Raw genomic sequence first — 13,223 nt, 5'->3', positions numbered from 1 at the left:
CCGCCGAAGCCGATCGCGACGAGGCCGTACCGAGCGAGCCGGAGCCCGAGGTGCTGGCGACCTTCCGGCCCTGGTGGGTGGTCTTCAACCTGTTCAGCATCTGGGCCTACCTGACGGCGGCCGGGCTGCTGTGGGGGCTGTTCTGGTTCGTCTCGATGTTCGGGGTCGACCTCGCCGCCTTCGTGCGAGACGCCGTCGACTGGTCCGCGCTCGGCTGGTTCGGCACCACGGTGGTCGCGCTCGTTGTGACCGGACTGATCGGCGCCGTCGGCATGGGCGTGAACTTCCTCGCCGGATACTGGCGCTTCGAGCTCTCCCGCGTGCGGTCGGGCGGCCGTAGCTACCTGCGGACCCGCCGCGGCCTGTTCAGCACCCGCGAGGTCAGCCGCGACGTGAAGCGGATGCGCGGCCTGACGATCTCCGAACCGCTGCCGTGGCGCTGGATGGGCATGGCGGACACGAACGTCATCACCACCGGTCTCAGCGTCTGGGACCTCGAGGAGCCCACGGCGATCCTGCCGCGCGGACCGATCCGGGTCGCCCGCGATGTCGCCACGCGCGTGCTCGGAGACCCCTGCCCGCTCGATGCCCCACTCACCCGACACCCACGCGCCGCGCTGCGCCGCCGGCTGTGGTGGGCCACCCTGGTCGCCGCGGTCCCGGCTGCGGCACTGGCGGTTCCCGTCGCCTCCGGCATCGTGCCGCCCTGGCCGCTGTGGATCGTCCTCGCCCTGTGGGTGCTCGCGCTGCTGCTCGCCGTCGTCGCCTACCGGGCGCTCGGCCACGCCATCGCCGGTGACTACCTGGTGGTGCGCGCCGGAGTCGTCAGCCGCAGCACCAGCGCGCTGCGCCGCGACGCAGTCAGCACGATCGCCGTGCGCCAGTCGATCCTGCAGCGGCGGCTCGGCCTCAGCACCGTGGCCGCCATGACCGCGGCCGGTTGGAGCGCCTACGAGGCACCCGACGTCGCCGCTGCCGACTCCCTCGCGCTCGCCGATGCGGCGGCCCCCGGGCTCCTTGACGAGTTCGTCACCACCGCGGCGGAAGGACGATGATGCGTCTATGTCGACCGCAGCGCCCGTGACGTTCACCGAGCGAGCACGTCGGGCGCAGATCCTGGAAGCGGCGATCAGCACCGTCAACGAGGTCGGCTACCCGCGGGCGTCGCTCGCGGAGATCGCACGGCGCGCCGGGGTGGCCAAGAGCGCGATCGTGTACTACTTCGCGACCAAGGACGCCTTGCTGATGCACGTGATCGAGCACGTCTTCGAGGCGATGGACCGCGCGCTCGTCGACGCCGTCGCTCCCCTCACCGATCCTCAGGAGCGGCTGCGGGCCTACGTGATCGCTTACCTCGAGCACGTCGACGGTCACCGCGCCGCGGTCACGGCCGGTATCGAGATCGTGGTGTCGCACCGCAACGCCGACGGCGTCCCGCTCTATCTCGCCGGCACCGAGGACGACTCCGCGCTGCTTCGTGGAATCCTTCGCGAGGGCATGGAGCAGGGCGCGTTCCGCAGTATCCCTCTCGAGGTCGCCGTCGCCATGGTCGAGGCACTCCTCGACGTCCCGTCGACGGCACTGCAGCGCGACCTGGACGCCGACCTGTCCCACGTGCTGCCGGAGATCGTGACGATGGTCTTCCGCAGCCTCAGCGGCTGAGGAACCACTCGGCGACCGCGTTCGACACGGTGCCCATGCCGAACGCGAGCAGCACCATCGTGCCGATGAGGAACACGAGCGAGGTGACCACGGCGGCGGTGGTACGGGCGAGCGAGCGCTCGTCCGGTCCGGGCACGTCGTTGGTGGGCTGGTGGTCGTCCTCGACCGGCACCTCGGTGGGGCGGGCCGGAGCGACACGGCGGGGGCGGATTGCGGTGTGCGCGGTGATCGATGTCATGCCTCAACACTGCTCTCGCGCCGCTCTCAGGACATCAGGCGGCAGCCCGAACCTGTGGCCAGCCCGCAGGATGAGCCGGGCCGGCTCCGTCCACCCAGGGGATGACGGCGGAGCTCGGCCCGGTCGGTCGGCTCACCCCTGGGCGTCGCGCCACGCGAGCGCCTCGCGCAGCGTGCTGACGTCGTAGTCCGGGCCGTTGGTGCCGACCGTGAACAGCGTCACCCCGGCGTCCACGTACCCCTGGGCGGACTCGGCGCCCGGCCAGGCGGAGGAGCGCTCGATCGCGGCCGGATCCGTTCCCACCGCGGCACAGTGCTCGGCGAGGATCGCGGACTTGCGCGTGACGGTCTCCAGGTCGCCGAACGCGTGCCAGATGTCCGCGTGCTGCGCCACGAGCCGCAGCGTCTTCTTCTCGCCGCCACCGCCGATGAGCACCGGGATGTCGCGACGTGGGGCAGGGTTGCCGACCGCGAGCCGGTGCTCGATCCGGGGCAGGTACTCCCCCAGCAGCTTCAGCCGCGAGCCGGGGGTGCCGAACTCGTAGCCGAAGTTGTCGTAGTCCTTCTCGTTCCAGCCGCCGCCGATGCCGAGGATCAGCCGGCCACCGCTGAGGTGATCGACCGTGCGGGCCATATCGGCGAGCAGGTCGGGGTTGCGGTAGCCGCCACCGGTCACCAGCGCCCCGATCTCGATCCGCTCGGTCTGCTCCGCCCACGCGCCGAGCATGGTCCAGCACTCGAAGTGCTCGCCGTCGAGGTCACCGTTCAAGGGGTAGAAGTGGTCCCAGTTGAAGGCGATGTCCACACCGGCGTCCTCCGCACGCAGCAGCGCGTCACGGATGAGGCCGTAGTCGGGGGCGTGCTCGGGCTGGATCTGGACGGCGATACGCACACGGCGCTCGGATGCGGTCATGATGAGAGCCTATGCTCGGCGAGCGGGACGCACCTCACGCGACCTTCGCCGTCAGGATGCCGAGACGGACCCGCCCGAGACCGGCACCAGCTCGACCCACACGTTGCCGGGCGCGAGGTGCACGGGCTCGTCGTCCGCCGTGCTCAGCACAAGCACCGATCCGACCTCGGACTTGCTCCAGGTGGCGTCGATCCGGTGCCCACCGCTGAACACGGTCGCCTCGCCCGACCCGGTGAGGATCGTCTCCGGCACCGGGTTGCCGCCGGGGTCCACGGCGCCGCTGTTGCGCACCTGGACCCGCAGCACCACCACGTTGACCGACGTGATCTGGCCGCTGTCGGCGGTCATCGCGGGCTGGCCGCCCTCGGTGCGCTCCCACGCGTCTCCGTCCCAGCTCCAGCCGGGGCTCGAGGACGGGAACGCGATCGCGATGCTGCTGGTGGCTTCGCCGTCGAGCGCGGTCGCGCCCTCGGCGTCGAGCGCGAACTCGAACTGGGTCGGCGGGGGGTCCTGCCCCTCGCCCGCCGCGAGGAACGTCTCGGGGTCGCCGTAGACGTTGTGCGGTGCCACCCGGTCGCTGGTGCGGTAGAAGCCGGCGTCGCCGCCGTCGTGCGAGAGCATGGTGAGCCCCGTCGAGGCGACCTGGTTGACGAACCGCGCCTGCCCGCCGGAGAACACGAACAGCCCGCCGAACGGCCCGGAGATCGCGGCGTCCATCGGCCGCAGCGACCGGATCGGCCCGAGCTCGGAGGGGATCTGCGAGTGGTAGACCGCGTTGAACCGGGTGATCCCGCCCTCGACCATCTCCTCCCAGACCACGTCGGCCTCGCCGAGCCCGGTCTGCGGGCGGGCGGCGGCGGAGTTCTCGATCTTGACGCTCATCGCGGGCCGGTCGGCGACCTCCGAGGTCGGCACACCGGTGAGCGGCCACACGAGTGGCATGTCGGGCTCAGGGACCTCGCCTTTATCGGCCTCGACCGTCTCCCGTTCGGTGACCTGGAGGATCATCACTTTGCCGCTGCCCGAGGCCGCGCACCCGGCCAGCAACGCCACCGCTGCGACGGCGGCAGCCGCTACCCGCATCCTCGTCACGCTCACGCGGGCCATCGTAGAGGTGAGGGCGTCCATGCTTGACCCGGCAATGAGCCGTTGCTAGCGTCACGTGCTGTTCGCCAGCATGAAAGTCGTTCATTTTCGACAGTCCCCCCTGCGAGTCCGACGAGCTGGCGAATCCCGGCTGAGCCGGGTGGCCCGGCGGTGCATCCCCTACGCTGCCGGGCCTCTTTCATGCCCGCTGTCGTTGCTAACGTGACCGCGTGTCGGCCACCGCAAACCCGGTCGCGCTTCGCGCGTCCTTGAAGGCAGCGCTCGACGGCGCAGCACCGGTCGTGCTCGGTGCGTCGCCATCGGTCGCGGTCCCCGACGATGTCGCGTTGGTGCTGCGGACGTCCGGCTCGAGCACGGGTGTGGGGCGGCCGGTCGCGCTCACCGCGCGGGCGCTGCTGGCGAGCGCGGACGCCACCCACGAACGGCTCGCCGGACCGGGTCGCTGGGTGCTCGCGCTGCCGCCCACGCACGTGGCGGGGGTGCAGGTGCTCGTGCGGTCGGTGCGTGCCGGGCTCGATCCCGTGCTCGTGCCTCCGGGTCCGTTCGACCCGCACCTGCTCGCGGACGTGCTGCTCGGGGCGCCGGCCGACGCCCCGCTCTATCTCTCGCTCGTGCCCACCCAGCTGCACCGCGCCCTTGCCGCGGGCGGGCACGCGCTCGACGCGTTGACGCGCTGCTCGGCGGTGCTGCTCGGTGGCGCCGCCACCGGCGTGGTGGACCTGGCGCGCGCCCGCGACGCGGGCGTACCGGTGGTCACCACGTACGGCATGACCGAGACCAGTGGCGGGTGCGTGTACGACGGCGTGCCGCTTCCGGCCGCACAGGTGCGGATCCGGGAAGGTCGGGTGCTGCTCAGCGGCCCGATGCTCGCCCACGGCTACCTCGACAGCGGCCCCCAGCCCTTCGAGCACGAGGACGGTCGGCGCTGGTTCGTCACCGCCGATGCCGGCGAGCTGATCGACGGCCGCCTGCACGTGCACGGCCGCGTCGACGACGTGATCGTCACCGGCGGCGTGAAGGTGCACCCGGCGCACGTCGAGCGCCTGCTCGAACCGGTCGTGGGCGAGGCCATCGTGGTCGGTGTACCGGATCCGGAGTGGGGGGCGGTGCTCACGGCGGTCGTGACCAGGGAGGTCTCCGTGGCTGAGGTGCGGGACGCCGTCGGGCACGGCCCTACCGCGCCCCGCGCGGTGGTGGCGGTCGCCGACCTGCCCACCCGCGGTCCGGGCAAGCCCGACCGCCGCGCCGCCCTCTCGCTCGCCACCGCCACCCTCCTCCCCCCCCCAGCGGTGACTCAGGTCCCACACATCCGCAAGGGCGGTGACTCCGGTCCCACCTGACCGGACTCGGTGGGACCGCAGTCACCGCCCTGACGGAGCCGTGGGACCTGACTCACCGCTGCTGCATCGGTGGCGGGCGCCGGACGGTAGCCTCGTGCGGTGCCTGATCCGACCGGACCGCCGTCACCCGCTCGTCCGGGGTTGCGCGAGTGGATGACCGGGGCGCGGGTACGGACCTTGCCGGCCGCGGTGGCACCGGTGCTGGCAGGCACGGGCGCGGCGGCGGCGATCGGCGGCGCGCACGTGGGCCGGGCGCTGCTCGCAGCCGGTGTCGCGCTGGCGCTGCAGGTCGGCGTCAACTTCGCCAATGACTACTCCGACGGCGTGCGTGGCACCGACGACCATCGCGTGGGGCCGCAGCGGCTCACCGCCTCCGGCGCTGTGTCCCCTGGTGCGGTCAAGCGGGCCGCATTCGGCTTCTTCGGGGTGGCAGCCGTGCTCGGTCTGGCGCTGTGCGTGTGGGCGGGCACCTGGTGGTTGCTGGCCGTGGGAGCGCTCTGCGTGGCCGCGGCGTGGTTCTACACCGGCGGCACGAACCCGTACGGCTACCGCGGCCTCGGCGAGGTGGCGGTGTTCGTGTTCTTCGGGCTGGTCGCCACGATCGGGACCACCTTCACGCAGGCGCTACAGGTGACCACGGCATCCGTGCTCGCCGGCTGCTCGATCGGTCTGCTCGCGTGCGCACTGCTGATGGCGAACAACATCCGCGACATCGCCACCGACGTCGATGCCGGCAAACGCACCCTCGCGGTCCGGCTCGGCGACCGGCGCGCGCGGATCGGTTACGTGGCGATGCTCATGCTGGCGCTGCTGCTGGCGATCGCGAGCGGCCTCGCCGGTGACGCCGGCGCCGCCGCAGCCGGTCTGGCCGTGCTCGCCGCGCCGGTGGGGTTGCTGAGCGGTCGGGTACTCCGTGGCGCGACCGGACCCGACCTGATCACGGTGCTCAAGCAGACCGGGATGCTCGAGCTAGCGTTCGGCGTCGCGCTCGGGCTCGCGCTCTGGCTCGGCTGAGTGCGAGTCCAGGGCGTCGTCCTCGGCGAGCGAGTCGGTGTCCGGCGCGCTCGGTGCCGGATCCCGCTCGGCGAACTCCTGCAGGGTCGCCACCGCGCGGTCGCGGTGCGGCTTGAGCAGCAGGAACGACAGCAGCGCACCCACGAGCACCGCGACGGCCACCAGCAGCAGCCCGCGCAGCCCCGCCAGATACAGCAATCCGCCCGCCGCCACCACGAGCAGCATGCGGAGCAGGGTGTAGACGAGCAACGACACCCCACCAGCGTAGTTCCCGCTCACACCCTCCCGCCCCGCCGAGACCGACGCTCAGCGCCGAGACCGAGGGGTGCACCCCTCGGTCTCGGCGCTCACCCTCGGTCTCGGCGCCAGGGGAGGTGCGGGAAGGAGAGGTGCGGGACGCTTTGAGGCGCAGGACGACGTAGGCTCGGACCATGCGTCAGGTGCTCGCTCTGCTGATTCTCGCGGCCATGGTCTACGGGATCGTGGACTGCGCGCAGTCGGACGCACGCACGCGCCGCAACATCCCGCTGTGGGTGTGGGTGGCGCTGATGGTCCTGCTGCCGTTGGTCGGCACCATCATCTGGTTGGTGGTCTCGCGCCTGGGCACGCCCGGACCCGAGGTGCGGCAGAGCCGCCCGGTGGCACCGGACGACGACCCCGAGTTCCTGCGCGAGCTCGAGCGGCGCACGCGGCGAGAGAACACCCAGCCCGGCACCACGCCGTCGGGCGATCACACCGACGACGCGAGTGACGCCGTCGAGGACGAGTCGGGCCCGAACGAGCCCCGGTGAGGGCGGCGGGCTCAGAGTCCGCTGTAGGAGTGGTTCCCGGGGAAGAAGATGTTCACCACGTAGAAGTTGGCCAGCAGCGCCACGAACCCGACGAGGCCGAACCACGCGAACCGGTTGATCGTCCAGCCGACCGTGGCACGCACGTGCAGGTACGCGGCGTAGATCAGCCAGATCACGAGCGTCCAGGTCTCCTTGGGGTCCCAGCCCCAGGGGCGGCCCCACGCGGCCTCGGCCCAGATCGCGCCGGCCACCAACGTCAGGGTCCAGCCGACGAACGCCACTGCGTTCAGCCGGTACGCAAACCGCTCGAGCGACTCGACATCCGGGACGTGGGCCATCACCCTGCCCACGAAGGTGGTCGGCTGCGGCGGAACGGCCGCGTCCTCCACGACGTCGCCACCCGATCCCGCAGCCACTCGGGCGGGCTGCTTCGTGGCCGCCGTGCGCCGGCTCTGGCGGTGCTGGATCAGTTGCAGGGCCGAGGCTGCGGCCGCGATCGAGAACACGCCCGTGGAACCGGCAGCCACCGAGACGTGGACCACCAACCAGTAGGAGTCGAGGATCGGCTGAACGCCATCGGCCTCGACGAACAGGTGCCAGAACGCCACGAACAGCACGGCCACCGCGAGGAAGCTCACGAACACGCCGAGATACCGGATGTCCCGCTTGCGGTTGATCACGAGGAATCCGAGCATCGCCACGAGCGCGAACGTCAGGCTGAACTCGTACATGTTCGCCCACGGCACCCGGCCGGCGGCGAGCCCCCGCGTCACGAGCCCGACCAGGTGCAACCCCACGCCGAGCCAGCTCAGCGCGAGCCCGATGTTGGCCGCGCGGCGCACCTTTCGCTGCGGTGCGTGGCCGCCGAGCGCCGAGATGTCGACGGCGAAGCTCAGCATCGCGATGAGGTAGCACACCACGGCTCCGAGCACGAGGGCGGTGCTGTAGTCAGTCATCCTGCGTGGTCTCCGCCTTCTTGCGCTTCTTCCGGACCGCGCTGGTGACGCGGTCGAGCTCTCGCTGCAGGCCGGGGTCGTCTCCTCGCGCCAGCGCCGCAGCGTGCACCACGGTACCGCTCGCACCGGGTTCGATGCGGAGCCAGATCCGCCGCCGCGGCAGGAACAGCGATGCGGCCAGGCCGGCGAACGCCAGCGCCGCGAACACCCCCATCCACGGCACCGAGGGATCCCAGCGCACGTCGAGCGCCACGAACCGGCGTAGATCGTGGAACGTGACGGTGCCCTGACCATCCGGCAGGTCGACCGTCTGCCCTGGCTCGAGCTCCAGCTCGAGCGGGAACTCGGCACCATCGGCGGTGGTGTCCATCGCCTGCTCGAGGCCGTCGGTGTCGAGCACGAACAGGTTCTGCGGCAGTCCCGCGTCGAGGCCGAGGTCGCCGGTCCAGACGTTGAGGATCAGCACCGGATCGTTCGGCAGCGGGAACGTGGAGCCGAGCACGGTGCCGTCCTCAGCCCGCAGGGCCGTGGGGAACAGCTGGCCGGAGAACCCGAGCTGAGGGTCGCCGCGGTTGGCGTCGGGCACCTGGATCACGCCGGTCGAGGTGTACGCGGTGTCCTGCGGCAGGAACAGCACCGGACCGGAGAACGCGATGTCCCCGCTCGCGTCGGTCACCGTGATCACCGGCGCGTACCCGTTGCCGGTGAGGTAGACGTTGGCGCTGCCCACGGCCAGCGGGCCGTTGGGCCAGATCTGCTCGGTCGAGACCTCACCGTCACCTCGCGTGAGCGTGACGTCGGCGATGAACTCGTCCGGCCGGGCGGCATCGGTGAAGCTCGAGTGGAACTCGTCCAGCCGGATCCGGAACGGCTCCTGGCTCGCGGTGTAGAACCAGGCGCCGGAGGTGAACGTGTCGTAGTCGACCGCGGAGTTGACCATGTTCTCGCCCTCGACCACCACCGCCTGCCCCCGGTACTGCACCAGCTGCCCCCACGCGGTCACGATCAGCAGCCCCACGAGTGCGAGGTGGAACACCAGGTTGCCGGTCTCGCGGCCGTAGCCGCGCTCGGCGGAGATCTCGATCACCCCGTCGTCACGGGTGGTCGTGCGCCGCTTGTAACCGCGGCCGATCACACTCTCGACGGCGTTGGTCACCTGCTCCGGGGTCCGTCGCGTCCGGAGCTGCTCGCTGACCGGGAACCGGGTGAAGTTGCGGGGCACCCGCGTGGGCCCGGCACGCATGGCCTGCACGTGTGCGAACGTGCGCGGCACGATGCAGCCGATCAACGAGATGAACAGCAGCAGGTAGACCGCCGAGAACCACGGCGACCCGTAGACGTCGAACATCCCGATCGCGTCGAGGAACGGGCCGATGTCCGGGTTCGACTCCAGGTACTGGGCGACCGCCTCGGGGCTCTGCGGGCGCTGCGGGAAGAACGAGCCCGGCAGCGCCACCACCGCGAGCAGGAGCAGCAACATCAGCGCCACCCGCATGCTGGTCAGCTGCCGCCAACCCCAGCGCAGCCAGCCGCGCACACCGAGCCGGGGTCCGCCGGAACGCCCAGGCTCAGATGACTCGGCGGCCTCGTTCTTCAGGCCTTCGGGGACGTACCGCGCCATCAGATCACCGTCTGGGTACCGAGGACCAGGCCCTGCAGCATGCTCATCAGCCGGCCCCACAGGCCAGTCACCATCGCGAGCCCGACCAGCAGCAGCAGACCGCCGCCGATCCGCATGATCGCGAGCCTGTGCCGCCGGAGGAAGCCGAGCATCCGGGTGGAGGAACGCAGCCCGAGCGCCACCAGCAGGAACGGCAGGCCGAGCCCCAGGCTGTAGGCGAGGCTGAGCAGCACCGCCCGACCGACGTCGTTCTGCGACGCGCCCAGGGCGAGCACGACCGACAGCGTCGGCCCGATGCACGGCGTCCATCCGAGCCCGAACGCGAAGCCCAGCACCGGCGCGCCCCACAGGCCTGCCTTCGGCTGGACGTGCAGCCGCCGCTCACGCTGCAGGAACGGCAGGAACCCCATGAAGGCCAGGCCCAGCACCGCGACCACCACACCGAGCACGCGAATGAGCACGTCCTGCCACTGCACGAGCGCCACCCCGACCGAGAACACGGCCGAGACGAGCACGAACACCAGTGCGAACCCGAGCACGAACCCGGCCACGCCCACGGTGAGCCGACCCCGCCCGGCCCGCTCCGCCGTCGAGCCCTTCGCCGCGGAGTCGGATCCGACCATGCCGCCGATGTAGCCGAGGTAGCCGGGCACGAGCGGGAGCACGCAGGGTGAGGCGAACGAGACGAAACCCGCCGCCAGCGCCACCGCGATCGCTGCGAGCATCGGGCCCGAGAGCGCGGTGTTCGCGAACCACTCGCCCAATTCGGTCACGACTCCGCCAGCACCGTGTCGATCATCGCCTTCAGCGTGCTGCGCTCGGCGAGCCCGATGATCCGAGCAGCGACCCGTCCCTGCGCGTCCAGGACCACGGTGCTCGGCATCGCCTGCAGCGGCACGACCCCCTGCAGTGCGGCCACGCCGGAGGCATCGGAGTCATGCAGCGTGGGGTACGGCAGCTCGAAGGTGCGCTCGAACGCCAGCGCGGTGTCGGGCTCGTCGGTGTGGTTGACGCCGAGGAACTGCACGCCCTCCGGCTCGAGCTCGGTCGACAGCGACGCCAGGTCCGGCGCCTCCTTGCGGCACGGCGGGCACGTGGCGTACCAGAAGTTGAGCACCACGACCTCGCCTCGCCAGTCAGCCAGGTCCACGTCGTCCCCCGCCATGGTGGCTCCAGCCAGCTCGACCGGGGCCGTGCGTCGGTCGGGCGCCCATTCGGTGGCGGTGCCGTCGCCGGAGACGTAGCTGGTGTCGACGCCGTCGGAGTCCGTGGGCGCCTCGTCGTCGCTGCAGGCGGTGAGCGCGCCGGCGCCGAGCAGCCCGAGAGCGCCGAGCAGGACGGTTCGTCGCGACGCGGTCATGTGATCGCCTCGGCTCCGACCAGCAGGTCGCCTGCCGGCTCGGAGTAGTCCAGGCCCACCAGCGTGCCGCCGTCGAAGGTCAGCGAGGTGACCGAGGCGAGCGTGCACTGGCGGCGGCGCGGGTCGTGCACGAAGCTGCGCCCCTCGAGCGCGAGCCGCGTGGTCCAGATCGGGTTCTGGTGGGAGACGATGACCGCCTCGTGCCCCTCCGCCGCCGCGCGGGCGTCCCGGATCGCGTCCCGCATCCGGGTGACGATCGCGCGGTTGGGCTCACCCCACGACGGCGTGAACGGGTTGATCAGGTAGCGCCAGTAGCGCGGGTGGGCGAGCTGGGCAGGGTTCGGGCCGAGGTCGAGGCCCTCGAACACGCTGTCGGCCTCGATCACACGCTCATCGGTGTGCACCGGCAGGTCGAGCGTGGCCGCGAGCGGCGCCACGGTCTCCTGCGCGCGCTGCAGCGGCGACGCGACCAGGTGGGTGACGCCCGCGGCCGAGAAGTGCTCGGCGATCCGGTGCGCCATCCGCGCACCACGCTCGGTCAGGCCGTACCCCGGCAACCGGCCGTAGAGAATGCCCTGGGGGTTGTTGACCTCGCCGTGACGCACGAGGTGGACGCGGGTTGCCGACATGGTCGTAGTCTCGCAAAGGTTCCTGGACATCCCCGACCACGCCCACCGCCGTCGGCGGCTGTCCGAGGCACCGGGGAGGACTGCTCAGTCCGGCGGGTCCTCGGCGATCGCGGCCGCGACCCGCTCGAACCCCTCGCCGATGGCGGCGAGCTCGGCGGGCGTGACGATGTCCACGAGCCGGGTGCGGACCGAATCCACGTGCACCCGCGCGGCAGCGACCAGAGCGGCGTAGCCCGCATCGGTCATCGCACAGTCGACGCCTCGTCCGTCGCAGGTGGAGGGCTGCCGCCGCACCAGGCCGCGGCGCTCCATGCGCGCGACCGTATGGGTGATGCGCGAGCGCGAGTGCACCAGCCCCTCGGCGAGCACCGACATCCGCAACGTCCGCTCGGGGCTCTCGGACAGCCGCACGAGCACCTCGTACTCGTTCAGGCCCAGATCGGTCTGCGACTCCAAGTCGTGGTTGAGCGCCGCGAACAGCGCGCTCGTACCGGTCAGCAGGGAGCGCCACTGGCGTTGCTGCTCGAGGTCGAGCCATTCGGTCATGTTTCCTCCTTGACACGGAGTCTAGTTGAATGTTGTACTAGTTGCACACCGCACGACGACTTCCACAGGAGCAAACCTCATGAGCATCCCCACCGGCACCTACGACATCGACCCGGTCCACTCCGAGCTCGGCTTCACGGTGCGCCACACCGGCATCGCCAAGGTCCGCGGCCGCTTCAACGGCGTCACCGGTGCCGTCACGGTCGCCGAGCCGTTCGCCAGCTCGAGCGTCAACGTGACGATCGACGCCGCCTCGGTCAGCACCGGCAACGAGCAGCGCGACGGCCACCTGACCTCCCCCGACTTCTGGGACGCTGCGAGCAAGCCCACCTGGACCTTCGACTCGACCTCGGTCGAGGGTGAGGGCGAGGAGTTCGTCATCAACGGCGACCTGACGATCAACGGCGTCACCAAGCCGGTCGCGCTCGACGTCGAGTTCAACGGAGCCGGCACCGGCCCGGACGGCGCGGAGCGCGTCGGCTTCTCGGCCACCACCGAGATCTCCCGCAAGGACTACGACCTCACCTGGAACGTGGCCCTCGAGGGCGGCGGCCTCCTGGTCGGCGACAACGTCAAGATCGCGATCGAGGTCGCGGCCGTCAAGCAGGTCTGACCACCACTCACCGCGCGCGGCAGTCCCCGGCCGGGGGCTGCCGCGCTGCTGTCCGCAGGCAGGTTCACGCCAACGCGGCACGGACCTTCGCGGGGTCGATGCGCCAGTAGCCGACCTGGACGTTGTCGACCAGGACCACCGGGACCAGCTCGCCGTAGCGCGCCTGCAGGGTGGGGTCGTCATCGATGTCGATCTCCTCCCACGCCACGCCGCCCGGATCGCACACCGACCGGACCACCCGCCGTGCGGCGTCGCACAGGTGGCACCCCCGCCGGCCGAGGAGCTGAACTCGAGCCATCCCCCGACCTTACGCCAGGCGGCGACGCCACCCCGGCGGACCTCCCACACGTGCGCGACCGCCCCTCCCCACAGCCAGCGGTGACTCCGGTCCCACCTGACCGGACTCGGTGGGACCGCAGTCACCGCCCTGACGG

17 protein-coding genes are annotated in these 13,223 nt (G+C 71.3%); 6 read left to right on the top strand and 11 right to left on the bottom strand.

Features of this window, described 5'->3' with window-relative positions; all coding sequences use genetic code 11:
• Together ACOJSN_RS10750 and ACOJSN_RS10745 are read left to right on the top strand one after the other, a co-directional pair.
• Positions 1-1,055, top strand: a 1,055-nt coding sequence (locus ACOJSN_RS10750; RefSeq protein WP_420112493.1) for a PH domain-containing protein, incomplete at its 5' end; no start/stop codon positions are given.
• A 7-nt stretch (positions 1,056-1,062) separates the two neighbouring features.
• The gene (locus ACOJSN_RS10745; RefSeq protein ID WP_420112492.1) at positions 1,063-1,662 is read left to right on the top strand and encodes a TetR/AcrR family transcriptional regulator; all 600 of its coding nucleotides are present in this window, start codon (positions 1,063-1,065) and stop codon (positions 1,660-1,662) included.
• Here ACOJSN_RS10745 and ACOJSN_RS10740 read toward each other — a convergent pair.
• From ACOJSN_RS10740 to ACOJSN_RS10730, 3 genes are all read right to left on the bottom strand, one after another.
• Positions 1,652-1,900: a hypothetical protein gene (locus ACOJSN_RS10740; RefSeq protein ID WP_420112491.1), complete on the bottom strand. Its 249-nt coding sequence runs from the start codon at positions 1,898-1,900 to the stop codon at positions 1,652-1,654. The genes ACOJSN_RS10745 and ACOJSN_RS10740 overlap by 11 nt on opposite strands.
• A 132-nt stretch (positions 1,901-2,032) precedes the next feature.
• Complete coding sequence (locus ACOJSN_RS10735) at positions 2,033-2,812, bottom strand: LLM class F420-dependent oxidoreductase (RefSeq protein WP_420112490.1); 780 nt, start codon at positions 2,810-2,812, stop codon at positions 2,033-2,035.
• Positions 2,813-2,863: 51 nt separating this feature from the next.
• Positions 2,864-3,910 (bottom strand): DUF3048 domain-containing protein, encoded by a 1,047-nt coding sequence (locus ACOJSN_RS10730; RefSeq protein WP_420112489.1) that lies wholly within the window; start codon positions 3,908-3,910, stop codon positions 2,864-2,866.
• A 218-nt stretch (positions 3,911-4,128) separates the two neighbouring features.
• Between ACOJSN_RS10730 and ACOJSN_RS10725 the strand changes: the two genes are divergently transcribed.
• Positions 4,129-5,259: an AMP-binding protein gene (locus ACOJSN_RS10725; RefSeq protein WP_420112488.1), complete on the top strand. Its 1,131-nt coding sequence runs from the start codon at positions 4,129-4,131 to the stop codon at positions 5,257-5,259.
• Positions 5,260-5,412: 153 nt separating this feature from the next.
• Complete coding sequence (locus tag ACOJSN_RS10720; protein ID WP_420112495.1) at positions 5,413-6,273, top strand: 1,4-dihydroxy-2-naphthoate polyprenyltransferase; 861 nt, start codon at positions 5,413-5,415, stop codon at positions 6,271-6,273.
• Here ACOJSN_RS10720 and ACOJSN_RS10715 read toward each other — a convergent pair.
• Positions 6,229-6,528, bottom strand: coding sequence for a DUF4229 domain-containing protein (locus ACOJSN_RS10715; protein WP_420112487.1), 300 nt, complete (start codon positions 6,526-6,528; stop codon positions 6,229-6,231). The genes ACOJSN_RS10720 and ACOJSN_RS10715 overlap by 45 nt on opposite strands.
• 176 nt (positions 6,529-6,704) lie before the next feature.
• Between ACOJSN_RS10715 and ACOJSN_RS10710 the strand changes: the two genes are divergently transcribed.
• Entirely contained in the window at positions 6,705-7,064 is a 360-nt protein-coding gene (locus ACOJSN_RS10710) for a PLD nuclease N-terminal domain-containing protein (RefSeq protein ID WP_420112486.1), read from the top strand.
• Positions 7,065-7,075: 11 nt separating this feature from the next.
• Here the strand turns inward: ACOJSN_RS10710 and ccsB are convergent, their stop codons facing one another.
• The 6 genes from ccsB to ACOJSN_RS10680 all read right to left on the bottom strand — a co-directional run bounded on the left by ccsB (position 7,076) and on the right by ACOJSN_RS10680 (position 12,176).
• Positions 7,076-8,020 carry a c-type cytochrome biogenesis protein CcsB gene (gene ccsB / locus ACOJSN_RS10705; RefSeq protein ID WP_420112485.1) on the bottom strand — a complete coding sequence of 315 codons (945 nt, stop codon included), beginning with the start codon at positions 8,018-8,020 and terminating at the stop codon, positions 7,076-7,078.
• On the bottom strand, positions 8,013-9,641 hold the full coding sequence (resB, locus tag ACOJSN_RS10700; RefSeq protein ID WP_420112484.1) for a cytochrome c biogenesis protein ResB: 1,629 nt from the start codon (positions 9,639-9,641) through the stop codon (positions 8,013-8,015). Before resB ends, ccsB begins: the two co-directional genes overlap by 8 nt.
• On the bottom strand, positions 9,641-10,405 hold the full coding sequence (locus ACOJSN_RS10695) for a cytochrome c biogenesis CcdA family protein (protein ID WP_420112494.1): 765 nt from the start codon (positions 10,403-10,405) through the stop codon (positions 9,641-9,643). Before ACOJSN_RS10695 ends, resB begins: the two co-directional genes overlap by 1 nt.
• A gap of 5 nt (positions 10,406-10,410) precedes the next feature.
• A complete protein-coding gene (locus ACOJSN_RS10690) occupies positions 10,411-11,001 on the bottom strand; it encodes a TlpA family protein disulfide reductase (RefSeq protein ID WP_420112483.1) in 591 nt (196 codons plus the stop codon).
• Positions 10,998-11,630, bottom strand: coding sequence for a histidine phosphatase family protein (locus tag ACOJSN_RS10685; RefSeq protein ID WP_420112482.1), 633 nt, complete (start codon positions 11,628-11,630; stop codon positions 10,998-11,000). Before ACOJSN_RS10685 ends, ACOJSN_RS10690 begins: the two co-directional genes overlap by 4 nt.
• An 84-nt stretch (positions 11,631-11,714) precedes the next feature.
• Entirely contained in the window at positions 11,715-12,176 is a 462-nt protein-coding gene (locus tag ACOJSN_RS10680) for a MarR family winged helix-turn-helix transcriptional regulator (protein WP_420112481.1), read from the bottom strand.
• A gap of 79 nt (positions 12,177-12,255) precedes the next feature.
• Here ACOJSN_RS10680 and ACOJSN_RS10675 point away from each other — a divergent pair, with 79 nt between their 5' ends.
• Positions 12,256-12,789 carry a YceI family protein gene (locus ACOJSN_RS10675; protein ID WP_420112480.1) on the top strand — a complete coding sequence of 178 codons (534 nt, stop codon included), beginning with the start codon at positions 12,256-12,258 and terminating at the stop codon, positions 12,787-12,789.
• Between the two features lie 64 nt (positions 12,790-12,853).
• Here ACOJSN_RS10675 and ACOJSN_RS10670 read toward each other — a convergent pair whose 3' ends face one another.
• Positions 12,854-13,087 (bottom strand): glutaredoxin family protein, encoded by a 234-nt coding sequence (locus ACOJSN_RS10670; protein ID WP_420112479.1) that lies wholly within the window; start codon positions 13,085-13,087, stop codon positions 12,854-12,856.
• Positions 13,088-13,223: the final 136 nt, after the last annotated feature.

The organism is Pseudactinotalea sp., from assembly GCF_048594945.1.
Lineage (GTDB): Bacteria > Actinomycetota > Actinomycetes > Actinomycetales > Beutenbergiaceae > Pseudactinotalea.
The sequence above is the reverse complement of the archived record's forward strand: the minus strand, read 5'-3'. Positions and strand labels throughout refer to the sequence as shown.